This is a genomic window from Campylobacter volucris, from assembly GCF_008245045.1.
Classification (GTDB): Bacteria; Campylobacterota; Campylobacteria; order Campylobacterales; family Campylobacteraceae; genus Campylobacter_D; species Campylobacter_D volucris.
This window is the reverse complement of the sequence record NZ_CP043428.1, coordinates 296,802-321,275: the sequence shown is the minus strand read 5'-3', so window position 1 is coordinate 321,275 and position 24,474 is coordinate 296,802. Positions and strand designations below refer to the sequence as shown.

General features: G+C 27.2%; 22 protein-coding genes, 1 pseudogene and 1 riboswitch. Of the genes and pseudogenes, 7 read left to right on the top strand and 16 right to left on the bottom strand.

What is annotated here, in order from left to right:
* The 4 genes from CVOLT_RS01755 to nspC all read right to left on the bottom strand — a co-directional run bounded on the left by CVOLT_RS01755 (position 1) and on the right by nspC (position 3,330).
* A complete protein-coding gene (locus CVOLT_RS01755) occupies positions 1-204 on the bottom strand; it encodes a twin-arginine translocation signal domain-containing protein (RefSeq protein ID WP_039665175.1) in 204 nt (67 codons plus the stop codon).
* Positions 205-376: 172 nt separating this feature from the next.
* The gene (locus CVOLT_RS01750; protein WP_039665174.1) at positions 377-1,057 is read right to left on the bottom strand and encodes a TorD/DmsD family molecular chaperone; all 681 of its coding nucleotides are present in this window, start codon (positions 1,055-1,057) and stop codon (positions 377-379) included.
* A gap of 28 nt (positions 1,058-1,085) precedes the next feature.
* Positions 1,086-2,021 (bottom strand): formate dehydrogenase subunit gamma, encoded by a 936-nt coding sequence (locus CVOLT_RS01745; protein ID WP_039665173.1) that lies wholly within the window; start codon positions 2,019-2,021, stop codon positions 1,086-1,088.
* A gap of 145 nt (positions 2,022-2,166) precedes the next feature.
* Positions 2,167-3,330: a carboxynorspermidine decarboxylase gene (nspC, locus tag CVOLT_RS01740; protein ID WP_052243150.1), complete on the bottom strand. Its 1,164-nt coding sequence runs from the start codon at positions 3,328-3,330 to the stop codon at positions 2,167-2,169.
* A gap of 94 nt (positions 3,331-3,424) precedes the next feature.
* Here nspC and CVOLT_RS01735 point away from each other — a divergent pair, with 94 nt between their 5' ends.
* The 4 genes from CVOLT_RS01735 to CVOLT_RS01720 are packed head-to-tail and all read left to right on the top strand — an operon-like array spanning position 3,425 to position 6,815.
* A complete protein-coding gene (locus CVOLT_RS01735; RefSeq protein WP_039665172.1) occupies positions 3,425-4,960 on the top strand; it encodes a multicopper oxidase family protein in 1,536 nt (511 codons plus the stop codon).
* Between the two features lie 9 nt (positions 4,961-4,969).
* The gene (locus CVOLT_RS01730; protein WP_039665171.1) at positions 4,970-5,191 is read left to right on the top strand and encodes a MoaD/ThiS family protein; all 222 of its coding nucleotides are present in this window, start codon (positions 4,970-4,972) and stop codon (positions 5,189-5,191) included.
* Between the two features lie 3 nt (positions 5,192-5,194).
* Positions 5,195-5,635: a molybdopterin synthase catalytic subunit gene (locus CVOLT_RS01725; protein ID WP_039665170.1), complete on the top strand. Its 441-nt coding sequence runs from the start codon at positions 5,195-5,197 to the stop codon at positions 5,633-5,635.
* 1 nt (position 5,636) lies between these two features.
* Positions 5,637-6,815 carry a molybdopterin molybdotransferase MoeA gene (locus CVOLT_RS01720; RefSeq protein ID WP_039665169.1) on the top strand — a complete coding sequence of 393 codons (1,179 nt, stop codon included), beginning with the start codon at positions 5,637-5,639 and terminating at the stop codon, positions 6,813-6,815.
* Here the strand turns inward: CVOLT_RS01720 and CVOLT_RS01715 are convergent.
* From CVOLT_RS01715 to hsdR, 7 genes and pseudogenes are all read right to left on the bottom strand, one after another.
* Positions 6,812-8,296 carry an HsdM family class I SAM-dependent methyltransferase gene (locus CVOLT_RS01715; protein ID WP_039665168.1) on the bottom strand — a complete coding sequence of 495 codons (1,485 nt, stop codon included), beginning with the start codon at positions 8,294-8,296 and terminating at the stop codon, positions 6,812-6,814. The two genes, CVOLT_RS01720 and CVOLT_RS01715, sit on opposite strands and share 4 nt — an antisense overlap.
* 2 nt (positions 8,297-8,298) lie before the next feature.
* Positions 8,299-8,445 (bottom strand): RhuM family protein, encoded by a 147-nt coding sequence (gene rhuM / locus CVOLT_RS08010; protein WP_235362415.1) that lies wholly within the window; start codon positions 8,443-8,445, stop codon positions 8,299-8,301.
* 41 nt (positions 8,446-8,486) lie between these two features.
* Positions 8,487-8,723: a virulence RhuM family protein gene (locus CVOLT_RS08005; protein ID WP_235362404.1), complete on the bottom strand. Its 237-nt coding sequence runs from the start codon at positions 8,721-8,723 to the stop codon at positions 8,487-8,489.
* Positions 8,724-8,841: 118 nt separating this feature from the next.
* A pseudogene (locus CVOLT_RS08200) lies at positions 8,842-10,076 on the bottom strand (restriction endonuclease subunit S).
* A gap of 22 nt (positions 10,077-10,098) precedes the next feature.
* Entirely contained in the window at positions 10,099-10,641 is a 543-nt protein-coding gene (locus CVOLT_RS01700; protein WP_039665167.1) for a DUF4411 family protein, read from the bottom strand.
* Positions 10,634-11,725 (bottom strand): ImmA/IrrE family metallo-endopeptidase, encoded by a 1,092-nt coding sequence (locus CVOLT_RS01695; protein ID WP_039665166.1) that lies wholly within the window; start codon positions 11,723-11,725, stop codon positions 10,634-10,636. Before CVOLT_RS01695 ends, CVOLT_RS01700 begins: the two co-directional genes overlap by 8 nt.
* A gap of 74 nt (positions 11,726-11,799) precedes the next feature.
* A complete protein-coding gene (gene hsdR, locus CVOLT_RS01690) occupies positions 11,800-14,106 on the bottom strand; it encodes an EcoAI/FtnUII family type I restriction enzme subunit R (protein WP_039665165.1) in 2,307 nt (768 codons plus the stop codon).
* 122 nt (positions 14,107-14,228) lie between these two features.
* Between hsdR and CVOLT_RS01685 the strand changes: the two genes are divergently transcribed.
* The 3 genes from CVOLT_RS01685 to CVOLT_RS01675 all read left to right on the top strand — a co-directional run bounded on the left by CVOLT_RS01685 (position 14,229) and on the right by CVOLT_RS01675 (position 16,764).
* Positions 14,229-15,302, top strand: a complete 1,074-nt coding sequence (locus CVOLT_RS01685) for an NAD(P)-dependent alcohol dehydrogenase (protein ID WP_039665164.1) — start codon at positions 14,229-14,231, stop codon at positions 15,300-15,302.
* A gap of 93 nt (positions 15,303-15,395) precedes the next feature.
* Positions 15,396-15,482, top strand: a riboswitch (TPP riboswitch).
* On the top strand, positions 15,473-16,138 hold the full coding sequence (pnuC, locus tag CVOLT_RS01680) for a nicotinamide riboside transporter PnuC (protein ID WP_039665163.1): 666 nt from the start codon (positions 15,473-15,475) through the stop codon (positions 16,136-16,138). (Overlaps the previous riboswitch by 10 nt.)
* On the top strand, positions 16,135-16,764 hold the full coding sequence (locus CVOLT_RS01675; protein ID WP_039666234.1) for a thiamine diphosphokinase: 630 nt from the start codon (positions 16,135-16,137) through the stop codon (positions 16,762-16,764). Before pnuC ends, CVOLT_RS01675 begins: the two co-directional genes overlap by 4 nt.
* Before the next feature lie 220 nt (positions 16,765-16,984).
* Here the strand turns inward: CVOLT_RS01675 and CVOLT_RS01670 are convergent, their stop codons facing one another.
* The 5 genes from CVOLT_RS01670 to CVOLT_RS01650 are packed head-to-tail and all read right to left on the bottom strand — an operon-like array spanning position 16,985 to position 24,455.
* A complete protein-coding gene (locus tag CVOLT_RS01670; protein WP_039665162.1) occupies positions 16,985-18,796 on the bottom strand; it encodes a dynamin family protein in 1,812 nt (603 codons plus the stop codon).
* A complete protein-coding gene (locus tag CVOLT_RS01665) occupies positions 18,786-21,005 on the bottom strand; it encodes a dynamin family protein (RefSeq protein WP_052243149.1) in 2,220 nt (739 codons plus the stop codon). The genes CVOLT_RS01670 and CVOLT_RS01665 overlap by 11 nt, the downstream gene beginning before the upstream one ends.
* Entirely contained in the window at positions 20,983-21,708 is a 726-nt protein-coding gene (locus CVOLT_RS01660) for a fumarate reductase iron-sulfur subunit (protein ID WP_039665161.1), read from the bottom strand. The genes CVOLT_RS01665 and CVOLT_RS01660 overlap by 23 nt, the downstream gene beginning before the upstream one ends.
* On the bottom strand, positions 21,701-23,692 hold the full coding sequence (locus tag CVOLT_RS01655; protein ID WP_039665160.1) for a fumarate reductase flavoprotein subunit: 1,992 nt from the start codon (positions 23,690-23,692) through the stop codon (positions 21,701-21,703). Before CVOLT_RS01655 ends, CVOLT_RS01660 begins: the two co-directional genes overlap by 8 nt.
* The gene (locus CVOLT_RS01650) at positions 23,676-24,455 is read right to left on the bottom strand and encodes a fumarate reductase cytochrome b subunit (RefSeq protein WP_039665159.1); all 780 of its coding nucleotides are present in this window, start codon (positions 24,453-24,455) and stop codon (positions 23,676-23,678) included. The genes CVOLT_RS01655 and CVOLT_RS01650 overlap by 17 nt, the downstream gene beginning before the upstream one ends.
* Positions 24,456-24,474: the final 19 nt, after the last annotated feature.

Genomic DNA, 24,474 nt, shown 5'->3' with positions numbered 1-24,474 from the left:
TTAATACGCTATTTTGTAGTATTTTTCCCAGTGCATAGTTTTTTTATAAAGCACTTCTTTTTTAGTGCTTTTTCCCAAAACTACGGTATTTTGCTCTTGATAATCATCCTTAGCTAAAGCATTTACACTTGCACCAGCTACCACACCTAAAGCACCAATCTTCAAAGATTTTTTTAAAAAATCTCTTCTTTGATTAGTCTCCATATACTCTCCTTTAAAAAAAGTCAAGAATAACTGCAAAAACTTTATATACAAAGCTTTTACACACCAAACATCATAACTTTTGCATATTTTCACTTAAGGTTTTATTTAATTTTTGTTTTCTTAAAAAAGATTAATCGATAATATGTATTTTGTTACCAAAATACATAAAAAATCAAAGCTTACTAAGCTCTTCGATATTAATTTTACTAAATTTAGTAGGAAGTCGTGGTTCGTATGGCAAGCGCGCTAATGCCTCATCAGCAATACTTTTGCCTTCTTTTTTAATAGGAGCTTGAATTTCAAGATAAGCTCTTTCATTTGCAAAAAAAACTTTCATAATATTTGCTATACAAATATAAAGATTAGAATTTTTATGAATTTGTAATTTTTGTATGAATTCATCGATCACAGGATTAATCACAAAGCGAAACAACTGCTGAGCTATTTTTAAATCATATTCTATAACACTAGCCATAAAAGCAAATAAAAATCCAAATTCATCCTCGCTTTGTCTGCATTCTTCTTTTTTTCTAAATTTACTTTTTCTTATAATTTCACAAGCTTGTAGTTTCATTTTGCCATCATCTCTTCCTTCATCATAAAAAGAAGCACTTATAGGAACATTAACATAAGAAAAATCAAAAAACACAGCATTTTGTTCGGCTTTAAGTTGAGTAAAATCGCATTCACATAGTTTGTTAAAATCACTTACCAAACTCTCATCTAATGGACTTTTAGCTAAAATTAAAAGTTGCTTATGCCAGATATTAAATTCATTTTCATCTATAAAATTAAAAACCTTGGAAAAAAATTCATAAAAGTATTTACGAGAAAGATCTATATCTTCAATCATAATGTATTTCCTTAAATTATATGTTATTTTAAAGATTGTTTTTTACTTCAAAATCACTAGTAAAAGTAGGATTGATTTGTTTTTTTTCGCTTAATTCTTTATACCAATAATGATGTAAAATATAAACTTCTTCTTCCTCTTTATAACCATTGATCATAGAATGTATGCTACCTTTAATCGCAAATACAGCCATATAAATATGTATAGCAAAAAATACCGCGCATAAAATTCCTAAAATATTATGGATGATTGCTGAAATTCTTAAAATATCTATATGAGAAATTCCAAAAATTGATTGTAAAGATGAAGAATTAAAATCTAAAAAAAACATAAAAGCACCAGTGGTTATCATCATAAAACCACCAAAAACTGCTATATAATACCATGATTTTTGTCCAAAATTAAATTTACCTGCTGGAACGGGCTTTTTTTCTTTGCTTAAATAGCCACCAACCATCATCATCCATTTTAGATCATAGCTTGCAGGAAGCATTCTTTTAATCCAACACACAAGCATAGGAATGATAGAAATGATAAATAAAATCGTAGCAATGCCGTGTAAATTTTTACACATTCTTACAAAAAATCCACCTCCAAAATAAGATCCAAAAATCATAACCAAACCTGTTGGCACAAGAATGATCCAAGATATAGCAGCGACAAAATGAAACAATCTTTCAAACAAAGAAAAAGCATAAATTTTCTTTCCATCGTGAGAAAATTTCTTCGGCCCTATAACCATATAATGTAAAGCAAATGCTGATATCACCACAAGAAGTATCACAAATACTGCACTTGCTATATACTCACCTTGAAGTTTTGTCCATAAAGCACCAAAATTCTCATAATGAGTTATATTCAACACGCGTTGCTCGTCCCAAATTTGTGTATTTTTTGGAGCAAAAGCTTCTTCAGCTAACAAAAAATTTAAACAGGTAAAAAAAGCCAGCAAAACCTTATACATCAATCATCTCCTAAAATTTTACAAGGCGTATTTTTATAAAAAAGAGCATTGTAATTTTATTTATTTTTAGTTTTGGTTTTTATTCTAAAAAAAGTTTTATTTAAAAAAAATAAATTTTTACAAAAACATTAAATTAAACTTGTTTTTAGTTTCTTTTTGAATAATCTTCATAAGAAAATTCTCTAACCATAACAAGTTTATTTTCTTTAGTTAAAAGCATTAAATTTGGAAGCTTTATGCCATTAAAAGTAGTATTTTTTACTATAGAATAATGAGCCTGATCTAAAAATACTATCTTTTGACCTATTTTAAGCTTATCTTTGAAAGCATATTCCCCCATTATATCTCCTGCTAAACAAGTATTGCCACCAAGTAAATATGCAAATTCATCTTTTAATAACTCATTATATTTTTCACCATTACGATTTGATAAAATTTTTGCATCTAAAATTTCACTAGTATAAGGCATTATTATAGTATCTGGCATATGAGCTTCACTTGAAGTATCTAAAATAGCTATATCTTTTTCATTTTTTATTATATCTACTACACTTGCTACTAAAGTACCACATTGCCATCCAACAGCTTCCCCTGGTTCAAGATATACTTGCACTCCATATTTATCAGAAAAATTCTTACAAAGATTTATAAGTTTTTCTACATCATAACCTTGCTTAGTTATATGATGACCACCGCCAAAATTTACCCATTTCATTTTTTTTATATATTTTGCAAATTTAGATTCAAAAGCATTTAAAACAAGCTCTAAAGAATCAGCACTTTCTTCACATAAAGCATGAAAATGCAAACCATCTACATTACCTAAATCTTCATTTTTAAAATCATCTATTTTTATACCAAGTCTTGAATATCTTCCACAAGGATTATAAATTTCTTTTGGAGCTATAGAAATTTCAGGATTTACACGCAATCCTATACTTTTTATTTTTGCTTTTTCTTTATATCTTCTAAATTGATTAAAAGAATTAAATACTAAATGATTTGAAAGCTTTATAATCTCATCTATTTCATTATCTTTAAAAGCAGGAGAGAAAGTGTGGATTTCTTTATCCATAAATTCTTTTGCAAATTTTGCTTCCCAAAGGCCACTACAAGTGCATCCTGATAAATACTCACCAACTATACCCATAGTTCCTGAAAAAGCAAAACCTTTTAATGCCAGTAAAATTTTTGCACCACTTTTTTCACCTACTTTAACTAAAAGTTCGCAATTTTTTCTTAATTTATCTTCTTCTATAACATAAGCAGGTGTAGTAAAATTCTCATTTAAATGATTTTTAATTTGCATTTTTTTCCTTAAAAAATATTTTTTATCAAAAATGTTAAATATATTTTTATATTATTTATAAAACAATAAATTTTATCATAATTTAGGAGTTGAAATGGACAGAAGAATGTTTTTAAAACTAAATATGTTAAGTCTAGCTAGTATTACTAGCTTATATGCAATGAAAGATCATTCAAATCACAAAATGAATAATATAAATAACTTTAATAATATAAACACTTCTTTTATAAATTTAGAAAATCCTAATATAAAATTATTACAAGAAAAATATTTTCCAAAAAATGAAAAATTACAAAAACTAAAATTATTAGAAAACAAAAGTAAAAAAAGAGGTTTTTTTAAATCAATTATAGAAATTAAAGAAAGTGAGATAGAGATTATAAAAGGTAAAAAAACAAAATTTTTTACTTACAATGGATTAACCCCTGGTCCGAAAATAGAAGTTTATGAAGGAGATACTGTAGAAATTTTAGTTAAAAATAATTTAAATGAACCAACAACTATACACTGGCATGGACTTGATATACCACCAGAACAAGATGGAAATCCTCATGATCCAATAATGCCAAAACAAGAAAGAATTTATAAATTTAAAATAAAAGAAGGTTCTGCTGGAACATATTGGTATCATCCTCACCCTCATTATATAACATCAAAACAAGTTTATAAAGGATTAGCGGGTGTATTTGTAGTAAAAGCAAAACAAGATGCATTATCTCATTTAAAAGAACAAGATTGGATGATTAGCGATTTAAGACTTGATGAAAATGCACAAATTCCTGATAATAATTTATTTGATTGGCTAAACGGAAGAGAAGGTGAATTTGTATTAATAAATGGACAATTTAAACCAAAAATAACAATAAATCAAGAACAAAGAATAAGAATATATAATTCATGTTCAGCTAGATATTTAAATTTACATATAAAAGATGCAGAATTTATATTGGTTGGAACAGATGGTGGATTAATAGAAAAACCTGTAAAAATGCAAAATTTATTTTTAGCGCCTGCTTCAAGAGTCGAAGTAATAATAAAAGCTAACAAAGGTGAATTCAAGCTAGAAAGTTTATATTATAATAGAGATAAAATGATGGTAAAAGAAAAACCTAAAAATATATTTTTAGCAAATATAAAAATAGAAGAAACTATAAACAATATACCAGAAAAATTAAGAACAATAAATTCATTAGATAAAGCTACTAGTTTTAAAAAAATAATTTTTAGCGAAGATCATATGAAAATGCACAACATAAGTAAAAAAACTTCAGAAGAAATAAAACAAAATTTAGCTTCAATGTTTTTGATAAATGGAAATGTATTTGACATGCATAGAATAGATTTAATATCAAAAATTGGAGAAATAGAAGAATGGACTATAATAAATGATTCTCATATGGATCATAATTTTCATATACATGGAACACAATTTGAATTAATATCTTCTACAATAAATAATAAAACCATTAAACCTAATTTTAAAGCTTTGCAAGATACAATAAATATAAAACCAAAAGAAATAATAAAATTAAAAATGGTTCAAAATTTCACAGGTATAAGAATGTTTCATTGTCATATATTAGAACATGAAGACTTAGGAATGATGGGAATTTTAAAAATAGAAAATTAAAGGAAAAATATGATAAAAGTAGAATTTTTAGGGCCAATAAATAAAGATAGTATAGAACTTGATGTAAAAAATTTAAAACAATTAAAAGAAATTTTACAAAAAGATAAAAGTCTAAAAGAATGGCTAGAACTTTGTGCCATATCTTTAAATGATGAAATGTTGTTTGATGAAAATGCAAGTTTTAAAGATGGAGATAAAATTTGCTTACTTCCTCCAGTATGTGGAGGTTAATAAATGTTTCAATTATATAATGGAGCTTTAGATATAAATCAAATTTATACAAAATGGTATGAATTTTCCAAAAATCAAAATTGTGGAGCTTTAATAACATTTTGTGGCATAGTAAGAGCTGAAGATAACATAAGTGCTCTAAGTTTTGATATATACGAACCTTTGCTTAAAAATTGGTTTGAAAAATGGTGTGAAAAAGTAAAAAATGATAATATAACTTTAATGTTTGCTCATTCTATTGGCGAAGTTAAGGTGCATGAGAGTTCTTATTTTGCCGGAGTTTTAAGCAAACAAAGAAAGCTAGGCTTAAAACTTATAAATGATTTTGTAGAAGATTTTAAAGCTAGTGCTCCTATATGGAAATATGATATTATAAATGGAGAAAAAATTTATGCAAAAGAGCGTTCTTTAAAACTTAAAGGCGCAGGAATTTTAAAGGATTAAAATGCAATCTTATGAAGATAGTTTAAAAAGTTTAAAACAAGCTATAAATTCTTATGAAAAGATAGAAAAAATAGCGCTAACAGAGTGCTTAGATAGAATTTTAGCAACAGATATCATAGCTTTAAAAGATTATCCTGAAATTCCAACTTCAGCTATGGATGGATATGCTATAAAATTTAAAGATCAAGATGAGAATTTAAAGATCATAGGAGAAGTACCAGCAGGAATTTTTCCTAGTTTTAATTTAAAAGATAAAGAATGTGTTAAAACCTTTACGGGTTCATTGATGAGTGAAGGAAGTGATACTTTAATACCTATAGAAAAAATAGAAGTAAAAGAAAATACTTTAATTATAAAAGAAAAAGTTAATAAAGGCTTTGCTGTAAGAAAAATAGGAGAAAGCTATAAAAAAGGTGAAATTTTACTAAAAAAAGGCACTAAAATAAATTATAGCGAGATAGCACTTTTAGCAGAGCTTGGATATTTTCATATAAGTGTATTTATAAAACCTATAATAGGAGTTTTAAGCAGCGGTAGTGAGATAAAAGATCTTGGAGAAAGCTTAGACAATCTTGCTCAAATCCGCTCCTCAAATCATGTAGCCATAGCAAATATGGCAAAAAAATTAAATTGTGATGTTAGAATTTTTCCACTTTTAAAGGATGATAAAGAAAAAACAAATTCAACTTTAAAACAAGCACTAAATTCTTGCGATATTTTAATAACCACAGGCGGAGTTTCTATGGGTGATTTTGACTTTTTAAAACAAGCTATAAAAGATTATCAAATCATCATAGATAAAGTAAATATCAAACCTGGCAAACACATAAAAATAGCTAAATGTGAAGAAAAATTTATCTTTGCTTTGCCAGGTTTTCCATATTCAGCTATGGTGATGTTTAATCTTTATGTAAGAGAATTGCTAAATGCTTGGCTTTTACAAGAAAAAGACTATGTATTTAAAGCATTTTTAAATACTGATTATAAGAAAAAAAGCCAACATTTAGAATTTGTAGCTTGCAATATAGAATTTAAAGATGGAAAAATTTATGCAAATTTAAAAGGCAAAAAAGAAGGCTCAAGTGCCATCATAAACAACCTAAACAACAAAGCTGCACTTATGATAGTAAATGATGATATAAAAGAAAATGATTTAGTAGATATACTTTTGATGCCTTAAACAAGAGTTTTTTGAATTTTTTCTAAAAGCTCTTTGGCTTTTTCTTGATTTTGTTTTAAATCATCTAAAATTTCTTCCACTTCACGCAAGGCTTTTTCTTCTTTTGCGTTTGGATTTTTAGCGCTTAGATCATAGTTTCTATTTTTTAATTCTTCTAAGCTTACTATATAAGAATTTGGCGTGATTTTTCTTTCTTTATAGCATTTTAGAAATTCTTTAAAATGTGCATATTCTAAAGGCTTATTTTTAGTAAGTTTAAAAGGCGGTATAAGCTCATAATAATACACTCCATCGCCTTCACAAATGCACTTTTTACCTTTAGAGAAAAAAAGCACATTAGTCTTAACCGCACTATAAGGCAAAAATACCCCGCTTGGCAAACTCAAAACGCACTCTAAATTAAAATCATCTAATAAATCTTTTTTTACACTCACAAAGGCATTTGAATTTTGAAAAAGCACACCTTCAGGCACTACTATAGCACATCTTCCATTGTTTTTTAAAGATTTTAAAATATGCTGTAAAAATAAAAGTTCAGTAGCATTTGACTTTATAGGAAAATTCTCTTGAATTTGCTCTTTTTCTTTGCCACCAAAAGGTGGATTTGCAAGTATTACTTCATATCTTTGGCTTTCTGTTATATCTGTGATTTTTTTACTTAAAGTATTTGTTTTTATGATATTTGGGCTTGAAATTTCATGAAGTATCATATTCATAACGCCCATTGCATAGCTAAGCGGAGTTTTTTCTTGTCCAAAAAGTGCATCATTTTTTAAAAATTCAAGCTCTTCTACGCTCAAATTTGCCTTTTTTCCTTTAACTCTATCTTCATATAAAATATGCAAAAAACTCTCCACTAAAAAGCCACAACTCCCACAAGAAGGATCATAAATTCTTTCTTTTGCTTTAGGGTTTATAACCTCTACCATAGCTTTTATCAAAGGACGCGGAGTATAAAATTCTCCACTATTTCCACCATCACTCCCCATATCTTTTAAAAGCTTTTCATAAACTTCACCCAAAGCAAAAACATCATCTTCTTTGTTAAAACTCATCTCATCGACTATATTTATCACTTCTCTTAAGGTATGGCCGTTTGCGATGCGATTGTCTATAAATTCAAAAATTCCACCTATTTTGTATTCTATACTTTTAAAATCATCATTACTTTTAAAATTTTTAAGACAAACAAACAATTCATTATTTACAAAATCAAGCAAATCCTTACCACTTAAAGCATTTTTTACATCGAGTTTGCCATCTTTTTTTGGTGCTGCCCAAACACTCCAGCTAAATTTTTCTTCTAAAATGCTTTTATAATCTTTACCATCTAAAAAGGCTAGATCTTTTAAATTTGTCTCATAATCATCCAAAAATTTCAAAAACAATATCCAGCTAATTTGCTCACTATAATGCATAGCACCGCTTATGCCATCATCTCTTCTTAAAATATCTGTGATTTTATCTATTTTATTTTGCATTTTTATCCTTCAAAATTTTTAAAATAGTTTTTATTTATCGCACTACCATTTTTCAAACGCTCTTTATCTAGCACATACCCTTTAATGCCAAATTGTCTTAAAATTGTCGTAGCCCATTGTCTAAATTTTGTAGCTTTATAAGAATTTATTCTATATCCTACGCTTATAATAGCATCAAGATTATAAAATGCTATTTTCTTTTAACTGCTCTTTTTCCTTCTTTTTGAACTACCGAGATTTCCTCGGAAGTTGAATTTTTATCAAGCTCATTTTCTTTATAAATATTATTAAGATGTAGATAAATATTATCACTAGAACATTCAAATAACTTAGCCATTAAAGATACGCTAAGCCATATATCATCATCTTTATAAATCACTTCTAAAAAATCTTCCTGATTTTCCAAGCTAAAACTTAAAAAATCCATAGCAAGATTTCGTTTTATATTTTTTTTGCATTTTTATCCTTCAAAAAATATGTTAAAAAAATCAAAAATTTTTAACATATCTAGCTAATGTGTTAAAATTTGATAAAATTTTTAACATTTATAATCTTCCTTTAAAGGCTTTATCTAGCAATGATTTTTTAAGCTCTTGTAAATTTTTTATCTGTGTTTGATAATTTTGCTTTAAATCTTTTATATTTAAAGAAAGCTCATCTAAATATGATGCGATTTGCTCTTGCTCTTGTAAAGGTGGTATGGGGATTTGAATAGTTTTTAATCTACTAATAGCTAACTTGGGTTGAGCCACAATTCTTGTGGATTCTATTGCTTGATTTTTAAAACAAGATGAAGTTGTAAAATAATACATAAATTTATTATAAATATTATAATTTTTGTATTCCAACTTAATAGCATTTTCGGTTAAAATAGCACCATTTAATGATTTTGGTATAATGCCACTTTTACCAATAGTTCCAGCTATGCTTATATATAAATTTGTATTATCAATTTGATAATTACTTAAAATATTATAAGTCTTTTCATTAATAAATTTAACATTATGCAAATCTATTGTTCCATCATCTTGAAAATCTGATACTCTAATATATGGAAAAGGAGTTTTATAATCTAATAATTTTTCATCTTTTGGGAGTCTTTTACCACCCTTAATATTTGCTATATCTTCTAAACTTTTCCATTCCCAACCCTGCGGAAGTTGATAATTTTCCTTAGTATTGTCTTTTAAAGGATTGAAAACCTTTTGTAAAGCACTTTGCATTAACTCATCTAAATTTAGCAAATCCTGCTCTAAATTTTTTATACTCTCATCTATATTTGCAAAACTCTCATCTAAAATTTCCACTATCCTTTCTTGCTCTTTTACATTTTTTGGATACATAATTTCTAGCTTAGAAAATTCAGTTTTATTTAAAATAGGTAAAGTTGTTTGAGGTGCTTTTAAAAATAATATAGACTGAAATTTAGAAGATATGCAATAATAAATATACTCTGGAATTATATTTTTATTTGAGATAATTGCATTTATTTGCTGATTGCAACTTCCAATAACTCTAGTTAATGCTACTTTACCTAAAGAACCTATACAAACCACAAGAATTGTTTTTGATGGAAGTTGTTTAGCTTTTTCAAAACCCAACTTAGACAAATTATCTACAGCACTTTCTAAAAAATATCCTTGTTCAAAATCACTTGGCTTAAAAAATGGATAATCTTTTCCATAAAATCTAAATTATTCTTACTAGGTGTTAAACCTGTAACAATTTCACCTATTTCACCAAGCTTTTTAACTTCCCAACCCCGCGGTAAATTTGTCATTGTGTTGCTCTCTAGTACTAAATTAAAAACAATTTAATATTTCATAATGTATTTGTATTTGTTCTTGAAGAAATTGTGGTAGATTTATGCAATTTATATTTTGAAATTTGCATATTGCTGGAATTTTTTTAAAAAATTTATTATCATTACTATTTATTGTTTCTTCTGTTATTATTGTTATATTTTTATTATAAAAAACATAATAAATCAATGCAAAATCAGCACTTTTAATAAATTGCTTTTTTTGTGCTTCATATTCATCTTGATTTAATTTTTGTTTCATTCCTTTTATAACAAAATTATTATCAATTAAATTATGCCATTTTGCATCAATTATAAAATCTTTTTGTTTTATAAATTCTATTTTATCTAACTCTGGAATTTCTTTAAAAACTAAACCTGATGACTTTCTTTTACATTCTATTCTAACTTCGTTTAATAATAAAAAATTATTTTTCATAAATTCATCTAATATAAATTCTTTTAATTTTGAATTATTGTCAAATGGAATATAATATCTAACTAAATTTATTAACGAGCTAGAATCAAAAAGATATTTATCCATAGATAAATCCCTCAAAATCATCGTTTTTTATTTCTTTAGAAAATTCTGTGCGTATTATATATTCATCAATAATATCATTTAAAAATGCATCTATAAAAATATCTTTTTTTAGAGAAGAGATAATAGGCTTAGGTTGTCTATAAATAGTTCCTTTTGAATTTGATATTTCTAATTTATTTTTATAATCATCTTCCAATTCTTTATTTAATTCGTGATATCTTTGCCAACTAATTTTTTTGTTATTAGTATAATAATAAAAGATGGCAAGTCTGCTAATATGTTTTTTTTTGGAAATTTCTAAAATCATTTCATTATTGATATCTATATCATGCTTAGCAATATTATTCAATTCATCTATTTCGCTACCTATTAAAAAATTAAAAGCAAATTCATTACACCATTTTTCTTCTAAATCCACACTTTCATCAAAAATATTTTTATCAATATGTTCATGAGTCAATAAATAATGGCCAAGTTCATGAGCTAATGTAAAAATTTCTCTTTTTCTAGATTGTTGTTTTCTTAAAACTATAATATTTGGCTTCATAAAAAAACCACATAAATTACTTTTAAATTTTAAATTTGAATGTTGCACTTCTTCTATTACAAGAATATTATGTTTTGCAAGATTATCTATAAAATATTTTAAAAATTTTTTATCATCGCTAATATTTTTATCTAACAAAAATTGCATTTGTGTAGCAACTTCACAAGGTTTATCATTGATAGAAAATTTTTCTAACTTTCGCGAAGTGAAATCAAAATTTGTTAATTTAGCTAAACCTGTAATATAAGAAATATTTTGTTCCATTTTAGAAATTAATTGTTTATCTCCTATACTTAATTCTTCTTTTATATTATTTTTTCTAAACAAAATACTTGATTTATTTATGATAGAATTTGGATTTGTATAAAAATCTAATCCTCTTTTAAAAATTGCATCAATCTTTTGCAAATCACCTTTTGTTAAAGGATTTTGAATTTTTTCAAGCCCAATATATTTCGCAAATTCATCAATAGAGTTAAAATCAAACAATTCTAACAAATAATTTAATCTATTAAAATTAATATCTATATTAGCCATTAATATCTTAATTCTCTTTTTAATAATCTATTATAATAAAAATTTTATCATAACTATATTAAATAATCTTGATTTCACCCCGCATAAATCTCCCTTTGTAAATCATCAAAGCTTTGTTTTAGAATTTCTAAGCCACCAAATTTATCGGCTAATTCTCTTACATTGCCTAAAGAACTAAGCTCTATAAGCGGTTTTAAGCCATCATCAAAGTCTTTTATGCCATATTCTTGATATCTATTTAGTAAAAATTCTATAAATTTTATAGCCTTTTCTTTTTGAAAGCGTTTTAAAAACTCACCATTTTCTACTTGCAAAACACGCTCTTGTCTTGTTTTTATCTCGCTATTAAAGCTTAAATGTGCCAAAACATCATATATATCACAATCTTTTTGAAAAATTTCTCTTAGATCTTTTAAAGCATCTTCATCTACTCCATCATTTGCAAGGGCTTTTAAAAATCTTTCTCTATTTTTTTGATCACTCCAAATTTCACGCAATTTTGCTTCATCATCATAATACTCACCAAGCTTTCCTATTAAAAATTCCAAAAATTCTTTAGTGCTAAGTGGCTTTCCTTGTGCTCCTACATAACTTGTGGTGATATCTAAAACCTTTAATTTTGTGCCTTTTAAGTGTATAGTTACGCTCTTTTTCTCTTTATTTTCTTCTTTTATTTGTTTTATATATTCTTTAGTAATTTTTTCTTTTTCATCATTTTCTTTTAAATCTTCTATTTTCTCACCATCCCATTTTGGATCATAAAAAAGCTTAGTAGTGCCTACAAAATCAAGTATAGTAAAAAAGTCCTTACCTTCATAAACCCTAGTGCCACGCCCGATGATTTGCTTAAATTCCACCATAGAACCTATATTTGCTAGCAATACTATATTTCGCACATTTTTTGCATCCACTCCAGTTGTAAGCATTTTAGAGCTAGTAAGTATGACAGGATAGCTTTTATCATTATCTTGAAACAATTTCAAATAATCAAGCCCTATTTTACCTTCATCGCTAGTAACTCTTACACAATAATCATCTCTTTTAACACTTTTATATTTATCTATAGCTCTTTTTACTTCGCTTGCGTGAGTTTGATTTGCACAAAAAATTATAGTTTTATCCATAGGATTTATAAATTCTAAAATTTTCTTAGCGATAAAGTCATTATAGTTTGGTAAAAAAATATTTCTTTCAAATTCACTTTGTTTATAAAATCCTTTTTCAAGTTCACCTTGTATCAAATCATCAGGATTATAAGTATAGCCATCACTCAAAGTTGTTTTTATGAGTTTGACTTTATAAGGTGTTAAAAATCCATCTTCAATACCACTTTTAAGACTATAATCATAAACACTCTCACCAAAATACTCATAAGTGTCTATATTTTCTTCTTTTTTTGGTGTAGCGGTTAAGCCAAGCTGAGTCGCATAAGAAAAATACTCAAGCACAGCTCTCCAACTTCCTTCTTCGTTTGCTCCACCTCTGTGGCACTCATCTATGATGATAAGATCGAAAAAATCTTTTGGATACTGAAGATAAAATTTACTCTCTTGTTCTTCTTGAGTGTTTTCTTGTTCTTTTGAATTTGCGGCTAAGCTTTGATAAATTCCAAAGAAAACATTTGCATTTGTTATGATTTTTCCATTATTTTTCTTTATCTCTTGGGCGCTAATTGCCTTACAATCACTTTCTATGGGATTAAATTCTCCTAAGGCTTGATCTCTTAAACTTACTCTATCGCATAAAAACAATATCTTAGGTTTTTGATCTTTGTTTTCTTTATTCCATCTTGCTTCTAGCAAACGATAGCATAAATTAAAAGCTATAGTAGTTTTTCCTGTGCCAGTAGCAAGAGTGAGTAAAATTCTATTTTTATCATTTATGATGGCTTCTATGACTTTATCTATGGCTATTTTTTGATAATATCTTAATTCTTTTTGCGGAATATACATAACATTTTGAGTTAAAAGCCTGTATTGCCATTCTTTGACATTGCCATAAATTCTACCAAAAAGCTCTTTTGGACTTGGGAATTTGTCTATGTATTCTCCTTTGTGGCTTCTCATATCGTATTCGTAAATTTTTTCTCCATTGCTACTATATACAAAAGATATATTTAAAATTTTTGCATATTCTATGCCTTGAGATAAGCCATCTAGTGGATCTTTACTGAGTTTTTTTGCTTCTATTATAGCAAGGTTATTACCTTCATATCTAAGCAAATAATCAGCAAATTTTCTTTCACCTCTTTTACCGCCTAAAAGTTTTCTACCATCTGTAAAATAATAATTTCGTCTAATATTTTCTTCTTTATAAGAACTCTCATAAAGCTTTGTATCTATAAATTTAACTCTAGTATCATCTTCTGAATAATTTTTCATATCTCATCCAAAGAATTTTTTACAAAATTATACTAAAAATAAAAATTATTAATATAACAATTATAAAAATACAACATTTAGTATATTTTTCTATAATTACATAAAAAATGAAAGGAAATAAAATGGATTCTAAAATATTTTTAGAAAATGGACGCATAAAAAGTAAAGGTTATGCTATGCTTAGCAAAGATGCTAAATTTACTCCATTTGAATTTACTCGTCATAAAATAGGAAAAAATGACGTATTAATAGCTATAAAATATTCAGGAATTTGTCATAGCGATATACACACAGCAAGAAGTGAATGGGGAAAAGCTACTTATCCTTGTGTGCCTGGACATGAAATAGCAGGAGAAGTTATAGCAGTAGGTGGAAAAGTAAGTAAATTTAAAGTGGGTGATTTAGCAGGTGTTGGATGTATGGTAAATTCATGCGGGGAATGTGAAGCTTGCAAAGCATCATTGGAACAATTTTGCCAAAATGGAAAAACCATATACACTTACAATAGTAAAGATGTATTTCACGATAATGAAAATACTTATGGTGGATACTCTAACAATATAGTAGTAAGTGAAAAATTTGCCATAAAAGTGCCAAATAATGCACCTTTAGAAAAAGTAGCACCTTTACTTTGTGCTGGTATTACTACTTATTCTCCGCTTAAATTTTCTAAAATAAAAGAAGGTTCAAAAGTAGCCATAGCAGGTTTTGGCGGTCTTGGAGTAATGGCTTTAAAATATGCTATTAAAATGGGTGCTAAAGTAAGTATTTTTGCAAGAAATGAAAATAAAAAGCAAAAAGCAATTGAACTTGGAGCTAGTGAATTTTACACAAGCACAGAAAATATAAATGAAAGATTTGATCTTATCATTTCAACTATACCAACTCCTTATGATATAAGTGCTTATATGAAACTTTTAAAAATAGGCGGAGAATTATGTATAGTTGGCTTACCACCGCATGATATAAGCCCTAAAATCAGTGCAAATGAATTTGTATTTAATGCAAATAAAAAAATCTATGGTTCATTAATAGGTGGCATAAAAGAAACTCAAGAAATGCTTGATTTTTCAATAAAAAATGAAATTTATCCTGAAATTGAACTAATAAAACCTGAACAAATAGATGAAGCTTACAAAAAACTAACAAATGGTGAAGCAAAATTTCGTTATGTTATCGATATGAATGATGAATAATCAAAAAGCTTTTTGTGTTAATTTTTAACCAAAAAGCTTAAATTTTCTTACAAAAAAACAATTAAAATTACTAATATATTTGTATCATTATAAATTAAAATCAAGGGGTGCTAAGGCTGAGATTATACCCTTATAACTTGTGAGATAATGCTCGCGAAAGGAAAGATTTTATGAATTTAAAACTACAATTTATTTCATCTTTTAAATTTTACTTAACACTTTTTACAACTTTAAGCATTATAGGTATCTTAAGTTATATTAGCGGTGGAGATTGTTTAAGTATTTTTAGTGCTTTTTGTGCTGTGCTATATGTATTTTTTGCTGGTGCTGGCAAGATGATTTGTTTTGTTTTTGGAATTTTATATTCTACATCTTATGCATATATAGCTTATGAGTTAAAATTATACGGCGATGTTATGTTAAATCTTTTTTATTTGCCTATTAATATCTATGGAATTTATAATTGGAAAAATAATCAAAACAAAGAAAAAACCAAAATAATAATAACAAAATTAAAAAATAATCAAAGATTGATATATGCTATTATAACAATAATATCAACTATAATCTATGCTTATATATTGAAAAATATGAATGCTAGTTTTATTTTTTTAAATTCTTTTGCTGTTATGGGACAATTAATAGCCTTTTATATGCAAGTTAAAAGATATATGGAGAGTTATTTTTTAGTAACTTTAGCAAATATAAGTTCTTTAATAATTTGGTTTTTGATTTTTGAACAAAGCAAAGAAAGCATAGCTCAACTTTTAAATACTTTAGTATTTTTTATTATAGGAATTTATTATTTTTTCATATGGAAAAAACAAGCACAATGAAAGCTTACATAATAGCAAATGGAGAATTTCCTATAAAAAAATCAATAATAAACGAACTAAAAAAAGCAAATTTTATAGCAGTTTGCGACGGAGCTATTAAGTATCTTGATAAATTAAAAATAATGCCAAATTTAATAATAGGCGATTTAGATAGCATAAGCAAAGAATTAAAAGAAAAATATAAAGATAAATTAATACATATAAAAGAACAAATGAGTAATGATTTATCAAAAGCTTTTTATCATTGTTTAAATTTAGGTTTTGATGAATTTGTATTTTTGGCAAGCACTGGAAAAAGAGAAGATCATACCTTAGCTAATATTTCTTTAATGATAAAATACAGCAAAGATTGTAAAAATTTAACTATAAAAAGCGATTATGGAGAATTTAAATTTTATGAAACTCCTTGCAAAATACAAAGCTATAAAGGCGAACAAATATCTATATTTTGTTTTGATAAAAATATAAAATTTAATTCTAAGAATTTAAAATATCCATTAAAAAATATATCTTTACCATTTCTAGCAAGTGCGACTTTAAATGAAGCAAAATCAGATATTTTTTACTTAAACTCAAATAAAAAAGCGAAAGTGCTTATTTATAAAGCTTACAAAAATACTATTTAAAACGAAAAATTAATTAAATATTAAATGATTAATCATAAATAAATATAATACCAAATATTTTTACAACAAAGGACTTATATGGATTTTATCACTCAACTTTTTCTTGCTGCTATAGTAGGTGGTTTATGTGGAGTAGCTTTACACTTTTGGAAAAAAAGCAAAGAAAAAAACAATGAAAAATAATTTTAGTGTTTTAAGTTTATCTTAAAACACATTTATGTCAATTAAGTTTAGAAATTTGCTCTTTAATTTTTGATACCATTTCTTTTTTGATTTCAAATTCATTTTTTAAATTTTGTATATATGTCTTTTTATCTTGGATGAGACTTTCATAAGTTTGCATATAATTTTTATAAATTTTTAAAATCACAGGTTTATTTAAAAGCAAATCTTCAAATTCATGCACATTTAATTCTACTAATACTCTTTGATAAATTTCACTTGCTTTTGGATGATACAAACTAAATTCAGCACTATCAAGCTCATAAAATTCTTTACTTGCATTCATCTTAGTGCTAAAAAATCCCAATGCAAGTTTAGTCGCATTTTCATAATTAGCTAATGCTTTTAAATTTAATTTTTCCAAAAATAAATCAAGTTCTAATTCACTCTCAAACAATAATTCTTTAAAATCTTTTATAAAAATTTCTTCAGCCGCACTAGCAAAACTTCTAAAATAAGCAAATTCATCATCACTTTGCAAAGATTCTTCTTTTTTTAAATTTGAAAATTGGGATTTAAAAAGTAAAATTTGTTCTTGTAAATTCGAAAAATATGCTAAAAATCCTTTTTTTAACTCACTAAACTCCAAAGCAATTTCATTTTTCATTTTTTTAAATTCTTTGTTCATAGTATCGCTATTGTAAAACATTGCTAAAAATGCATCATCACTAGATAAATACGGGGCTTTATAATCAACCTTTTCGTATAGATTTTTCTTAAACAAGCCTTGTGCTTTTTTATAATAACTGCTATCTTTTTCTTTAATAAATTTTAAAATCTCTTTTGCGATTTTATCACTAACTAATTTTAATTTTTCAAGGCAAGTATGATTTAAGATGTTAATTTGCTCTTCTAAATTCTTATTTTTAGCAAAAGAATCAAATTTCGCATTTAAATTTTCTAAATTTTTTATAAAAAAATCATATTGATTTAACAACACAAAGCATAAATTTTCAAGCTTTTCTTTGATAAATTCTTTTTTTATATGCTCAAAATCAAGCTCTTGTAAATACTGATAAAGCAAAGGCACATTAGACTTTTGCAAATCTTCTTTAGCTTCTTTACAAGAAATAGCAATAAGCTTTGTAAAATACTTATCAAACACTAAATGAGCATATTGTAAAACATTTTCTAATTCATTTTCACTAAGCTTGTCTTTTTGATTTAAAACACAAATTCCACCACGCTTTAAAAGCAAAGCATTTGCCTTTATAGCCTCTTCTTCACTTTTTTTACCAGCATTATCAATCAAACTTAACCATATAGCACTATGCATAAAAGAAAGTTCTTTAAAGGTAGTAAGCGTATCAATATCATTTGCATTTAAACCAGGAGTGTCTATAAGGGTAATATTTTTTAAAAGCTCAATAGGAGCAAAAAGATGTAAACTTTTAGTTGGTTTGATCTCATTTCTTTGATCGCTAAATTTACAAAGTTCTTCTATATCAACTATCTCATCACTTCCATCTTCGTATTCAACTCTTAAAAAATAATTTTTTGCATATCTTAAGAATGTAGGCTTAAAAGTTACAGGCACCACACCAGTTGGTAAGCATTCTTTTTGTAAGATTAAATTTAAAAGTGTGGATTTTCCGCTTGAAAATTGACCTATGATTGCTATATTGATAGGTCTTTTATAGCTAAAAATAATTTCATCAATTTCTTTTAAAAATTCTAAATTCAAACGCAAACTAGGCTCGCAAAAACTAGCTTTTATAGCTAACAATCGCCCTTGGAAATTCTCATCAAATTTTTGACAATATAAATTCTCATAAGCTTTTATAAAATCAAAAATTAAATTATTTTGCATTTAAAAGTTCCATTTTTAAATTTTGCAATTGCTCTAGTGTTTTTTGATTTTGATTTAAAAGTTCTTTTGATTTTTGCTCATTATTTTCTACACTTAAAATAAGCTCTTTTAAATCTTTAAATTTTAGCTCTTGTTCTTTTTCATATTGGGCTAGTTTTGTTTTTAAAAGTATAATAAATTCTTGATTATTTTTGATGTTTTGGGCTAAATTTTGTATATTTAGTTCATTTAATTTATCTAAAATTTGTTGCTCTAAATGCAATTTATATATATCATTTGTTTGATGAATACTTTCAATCAAACTAGCTTTTAAATTAAATAATATATCATTATTAAAGATATTATCAATTTTTTCTTGGACTAAATTTTTAAAATCGCTATGATTTGATTTTAATATATCATTTAAAAAGTCATATTTTAAACTTAAATTATTTTTAATTTCATCTAATTTTAATTGACTTTCATATTTTAATTCTCTTAAAAGATCAAAAATTCCATCTTTTAAAGTCGTTTCTATAATGGTATTTAAACGAGATATATCGTTTTTCTTTTTATTGTTTTGATTATATTTTAACTCATCGATGATTTTTTCTTGTAATTTTTTAGCAAGCAAACGCAAAAGAGCACTAGTTTCATCTTTGCCATCATCTTTTAAAGTAAAAATGTGTTCTAATTCTTCTTTAACCTGCTCTAATTTATTTTGCAAATTTTTAAATTCATTAATAAGTTTTTGATTTTCTTCGCCTAATTCATAATTTTTAAAATTTAGCATTTTATTTTCTGTGTCAATTTTTTGTATAAGTAAATTAGCAATAAGCAACAATTCTTTTTTATAAGCTTGCATGGCAATGGTATTTTTTTCATATAAACTTTTATGAATTAAATTCTCTAAAGACAAAATATTGCTTTTTTCTAAATTTCCTTCATTTTTTTGATAAAAATCATTAGCGAATTTAGAAGAAATACAAATACATTCTATATTTAAAATCAAATTTACATCTAAATTTTTTGCTTTTAAAGATTCTTTGAGTTTATTTTTAGTGTAAGCAATCACTTCTTGCAAGTCTTTTTCACTTAGCAAATCAGCCTTAGTAAGCACTATTAAAAGCTTACTCACTCTTGAAGTTAGCAAACATTCTATAATAAAATCGCAATCTTTTTGGCTTAAACTTTGAGAAGCATTCATAAGGTGGATTAAAAAATCAGCCTTTTGGATATATTCTTTTGTTAAAAGTTCTCTTTGAATGATTATATCATCAAGGCCTGGGGTATCAACTATATAAACATTATCTTTTAAAAAATCAAGCAAAGAATAAATTTCAATCTGCTTGATTAATGCTGAAATTTTATTTTTTGCACTTGTGTATTCTTTTAATAAATCAAAATCAACTTCTATGATTTTATTTTCTTCTTTGATATACTCATCAAGATTAAAATCATGCTTTAACTCTTTGAGTAAATTTAGCATATCTTCATTATTAGTAGAGCTTTTTAAGATATTTTGCCATTCTTGTTGATTCCAAAAATAAATTTTAGCTTTTTGATTTTGTCCGTATTTTAAAATGGTTAAATTTGCTGTTTCAGGGACATTAGACACTCCTAAAAAGTTCTTTTTTAAAAGTGCATTAAGCATACTAGATTTTCCAGCATTTACCACACCTGTAACTGCTATGGAAAAATCTACTTGTGCAAATTTGAGTAAAGATTCTTGCAAGGTTTTTTTAGTATTTTCATCTTTGCATAAATTTTGTAAATTTTGATTAATTAAGTCTAAATTTTGATGTGCATTAAAAATTTCTTTTTTATAGTCTTTTTTTGCACTTTCTATACCTAAAATAAAAGCATACATTAAAGAATTATCTGTAATTTTTTGCAAATTTTCTAAGAATTTTAAAACTTCATTTTTATCAATCATTGCAAGTTTTAAAGCATTAATAAAACAAACTTGAGCATATTGTATATTATAAAGATCCAAACGCAAATTTAAATCTTTAATAATTTTTTTAAATTCTTTTAAAGCACTAAATCTTTCATAATTGTTTAAATTTGTACTTAAAATAATTGCAGCTTTTTGAGCATCTATAATGTCTTGTTCAAATATACAATTTATATCGAGAAAAACACTATGATTTTGCCAAATTTGCTTGAGTAATGTTTTAATAGCCCCTTTATCTAAGGGGCTAGGATTATTTGTTTCTTTGAGCGACAAGCTGTCTTCTCATATAAGCTATTTTACTTTGTAGAGGTAATTCCTTAGGGCAATTATCTTCACATGCAAGTAAAGACATACAACCAAATACTCCATCATCATCACCAACTAACTCATAAAAATCTTCTATAGTTCTATGATCGTGTGGATCTTGTAGATATCTAGCTGTTCTTAAAAGTCCAGTTGCTGCTATAAAATCAGGTCTCATCAACTTAGTAGCACAAGAAGCAACACAAATTCCACACTCTATACAACGATCAAGCTCAAAAGTTTCATCTGCAACTTCAGGCTCTATACGCTCTTCAAGTTTAGAAATATCTGTTTCTTTTTCATTATGTACCCAGCTTTCAACGCGTTTGCACATACTATCAAACCACTCGCCTGTATTTACACTTAAATCTTTTATATGTCTAAAAGCAGGTAATGGCATAAGCTCTATAACACCATCTTCATAGTCTTTTGTTAAAGTTTTACAAGCTAGTTTTGGCTTACCATTAATCATCATAGCACAGCTTCCACAAATTCCTGCTCTACAAACAAAGTCAAAACTCAAATCAGCATCCATTTTTTCTCTAATTTGAGTTAAGCACACAAAAATAGTCATAAATGGAGTTTCTTCAAGCTCATAAGTAACAAAATGAGGCTTAGAAATTTTACTCAATGGATTATATTTAAATGCTCTTATTGTTAATTTTCTACTCATAATCAACTCCTATTCTTTGATTTGGTGCTTTAAATTTAGCTTGTAATTCATAAGGCATTAACGCATGTTGAATTTCATATCTTCCTTTGCCTTCAGCTTCCATTTTTTCACGAATTGCATCTACTTCAGCTTGGCGTTTTTCGCTTAATGGATTTTCTATGATATTTCCTTTTGCACCATATCCTCTAAATGCAGGTGGAATTTCCATTTTCATAATATCAAGATCTTCATACTCAACTCTTGGCATACTCTCACCTTCTACCCAGTAAGTATTAGTTCTTTTCATCCAATTTAAGTCATCTCTTTTTGGATAATCTTCTCTATAATGAGCTCCCCTACTTTCTGTTCTAAGTAAAGCACCATATGCAACACATAGAGCAATCTTAAGCATTCTTGGCACTCTATAAGCTTCTTCAAGCTCTGGATTAGCACATTTTAATTCTTTATCATGTACTTTTAAATCCAATGATTTATGATATAACTCTTCAAGCTCTTTAACAGCTTCTTCAAGTCCTTTACCTGTTCTAAAGATAGCAACTTTTTCCCACATAATATCTTTCATTCTGTTTTTAATTTCAAACACATCATGTTTACCTTCTTTACTTACAAGAGATTTTAAATAATCATATTCTTTAGTAAGGAAAGATTTAACGATATTAGTATCAATTTCTGAACCATTTTCTTTACAATATTGTGCAAAATAATCACCAACAATCATACCTGCAACAACAGTTTCTGAACATGAATTTCCACCTAAACGATTAAAACCATGCATATCCCAACAAGCTGCTTCTCCACATGCAAAAAGACCATTTAGCCATTGGCTCTCACCAGTTGGTTTAGTTCTAATTCCACCCATTGAATAATGCTGCATTGGTAAAACAGGAGCCCAACCTTTAGGACCTTCATCAGCTGGATCTATACCATTGAAAGTTTTACAAATATCTTGAACATCTCTTAAATTTTTCTCAACATGAGCACGACCCAAAATTGAAATATCAAGCCATAAATGATCGCCATAAGCGCTTTTTACACCTTTTCCTTTTCTAATATGCTCCATCATTCTACGACTTACAACATCCCTACTTGCAAGTTCTTTTTTCTCTGGCTCATAATCAGGCATAAAACGATATCCATCAACATCTCTTAAGATACCACCATCACCTCTACAACCTTCGGTTAATAAAATTCCACTAGGAACTATAGGAGTTGGGTGAAATTGCACCGCTTCCATATTTGATAACCTGCAAAGTCCAGTTTCTAAAGCAATAGCCGCTCCAGTTCCTTCACAAATAACAGCATTTGTAGTTTGTTTGTAGATTCTTCCATAACCACCTGTTGCTATCATAGTTCCTCTTGCAACATAAGCGATTAATTCCCCATTAGTTAAATCTCTAGCAATAGCTCCTAAACATTTTTTACCATCATGAATTAATCTTACTGCTTCCATTCTATCGATGATTTTTACTTGATGCTTAATCGCTTCATTTGCAACACCATAAAGCATACAGTGTCCAGTGGCATCAGCTATATAACAAGTTCTCCATTTTTTAGTACCACCAAAATCTCTTGCATTTATAAGACCATGCGCTTCTTCTTTTTCTTCAATAGTAGTTTTTTGAGCATTTATAACAACAGTTCTAGGTCCTTTTGTAACTCTAGTCCAAGGAACCCCCCAAGCAGCAAGCTCACGAACCGCTTTTGGAGCAGTTTGAGCAAACATTCTAGCTACTTCTTGATCACAACCCCAATCAGATCCTTTAACAGTGTCAGCAAAATGCACATCTTCATTATCACCTTCGCCTTTTACACTATTTCCTAAACTTGCTTGCATACCACCTTGTACAGCAGCTGAGTGAGATCTTTTAACAGGACAAATACTCAAAAGTGTTACACTTTGACCACTTTTTGCAACTTCAATTGCTGCTCTAAGTCCAGCAAGACCACCACCAATAACTAAAGCATCACTATATTGTATGTTCATATTTAGCTCCATCATAAGTTTTTACTATTTGCGCTACAGAATTATTTTGATAATTTTTTAAACCTATTTTTGCAAAAGCAGCTAAGCTTAATAATCCTAAAACCAAGAAGAAAATACTTATAAACCATTTTGCTTTTTTAAGCTTTTTACGACTTTCTTTTGCGTCTTTTCCTTCAAACCAACCCCATTTTACACAAAGTCTATAAAGACCGATACTTCCATGCAATTCAACACAGATTAATAAAGCAAGGTAAAATAACCACATAAAATGACTAACAACTCTCTCACCTGACATATCAGCACTGATTTTATCAGCATTAGTGATCACAAAAATTAAGTGAGCTGAACCTAAGAAAAACATTACAAAACCAGTGAAAGCTTGAACCCACCATAAAGAAGAATCACCATGATTCATATATTTTAAATGTGTTCTACAAAGCTGATATTGTCTAAAGTTGATAGGAAATTTTCTCATTGCAAGACCTGCATGTACAAAGAAAATTACTAAAACACAGGCAGCTAAAAACGAAGTAATATAGCTCATCATAGGGCTATCAATAATAAATTTTAGCTCTAAAAAATGAACAACTGAATCAAAAAAATCATCACTAACCAAAATGGTAGAAACGAAAAACATATGTGCCCACATAAATAACCCTAAGATTAAGCCTGTAGCACTTTGAATATAGTCAAGTTTTGCTGGCATTTTGCTTTTTTTGCCATCAACACCCTTGCCTAAAAAACCCTCAATGAGTTGGCTCATGTTTGCTCCTTTGAAAAGT

Excerpts from the sequence above, each read along its gene's own strand:
- hsdR (WP_039665165.1), bottom strand. The coding sequence starts at position 14,106 with ATGAAAAATTATTCAGAAGATGATACTAGAGTTAAATTTATAGATACA.
- CVOLT_RS01660 (WP_039665161.1), bottom strand. The coding sequence starts at position 21,708 with ATGAGTAGAAAATTAACAATAAGAGCATTTAAATATAATCCATTGAGT.
- CVOLT_RS01730 (WP_039665171.1), top strand. The coding sequence starts at position 4,970 with ATGATAAAAGTAGAATTTTTAGGGCCAATAAATAAAGATAGTATAGAA.
- CVOLT_RS01750 (WP_039665174.1), bottom strand. The coding sequence starts at position 1,057 with ATGATTGAAGATATAGATCTTTCTCGTAAATACTTTTATGAATTTTTT.
- CVOLT_RS01655 (WP_039665160.1), bottom strand. The coding sequence starts at position 23,692 with ATGAACATACAATATAGTGATGCTTTAGTTATTGGTGGTGGTCTTGCT.
- CVOLT_RS01715 (WP_039665168.1), bottom strand. The coding sequence starts at position 8,296 with ATGCAAAATAAAATAGATAAAATCACAGATATTTTAAGAAGAGATGAT.
- CVOLT_RS01720 (WP_039665169.1), top strand. The coding sequence starts at position 5,637 with ATGCAATCTTATGAAGATAGTTTAAAAAGTTTAAAACAAGCTATAAAT.
- CVOLT_RS01700 (WP_039665167.1), bottom strand. The coding sequence starts at position 10,641 with ATGGATAAATATCTTTTTGATTCTAGCTCGTTAATAAATTTAGTTAGA.
- pnuC (WP_039665163.1), top strand. The coding sequence starts at position 15,473 with ATGAATTTAAAACTACAATTTATTTCATCTTTTAAATTTTACTTAACA.
- CVOLT_RS01675 (WP_039666234.1), top strand. The coding sequence starts at position 16,135 with ATGAAAGCTTACATAATAGCAAATGGAGAATTTCCTATAAAAAAATCA.
- CVOLT_RS01695 (WP_039665166.1), bottom strand. The coding sequence starts at position 11,725 with ATGGCTAATATAGATATTAATTTTAATAGATTAAATTATTTGTTAGAA.
- CVOLT_RS01745 (WP_039665173.1), bottom strand. The coding sequence starts at position 2,021 with ATGTATAAGGTTTTGCTGGCTTTTTTTACCTGTTTAAATTTTTTGTTA.
- CVOLT_RS01670 (WP_039665162.1), bottom strand. The coding sequence starts at position 18,796 with ATGCAAAATAATTTAATTTTTGATTTTATAAAAGCTTATGAGAATTTA.
- CVOLT_RS01725 (WP_039665170.1), top strand. The coding sequence starts at position 5,195 with ATGTTTCAATTATATAATGGAGCTTTAGATATAAATCAAATTTATACA.
- nspC (WP_052243150.1), bottom strand. The coding sequence starts at position 3,330 with ATGCAAATTAAAAATCATTTAAATGAGAATTTTACTACACCTGCTTAT.
- CVOLT_RS01755 (WP_039665175.1), bottom strand. The coding sequence starts at position 204 with ATGGAGACTAATCAAAGAAGAGATTTTTTAAAAAAATCTTTGAAGATT.
- CVOLT_RS01650 (WP_039665159.1), bottom strand. The coding sequence starts at position 24,455 with ATGAGCCAACTCATTGAGGGTTTTTTAGGCAAGGGTGTTGATGGCAAA.
- CVOLT_RS08005 (WP_235362404.1), bottom strand. The coding sequence starts at position 8,723 with ATGGATTTTTTAAGTTTTAGCTTGGAAAATCAGGAAGATTTTTTAGAA.
- CVOLT_RS01685 (WP_039665164.1), top strand. The coding sequence starts at position 14,229 with ATGGATTCTAAAATATTTTTAGAAAATGGACGCATAAAAAGTAAAGGT.
- CVOLT_RS01735 (WP_039665172.1), top strand. The coding sequence starts at position 3,425 with ATGGACAGAAGAATGTTTTTAAAACTAAATATGTTAAGTCTAGCTAGT.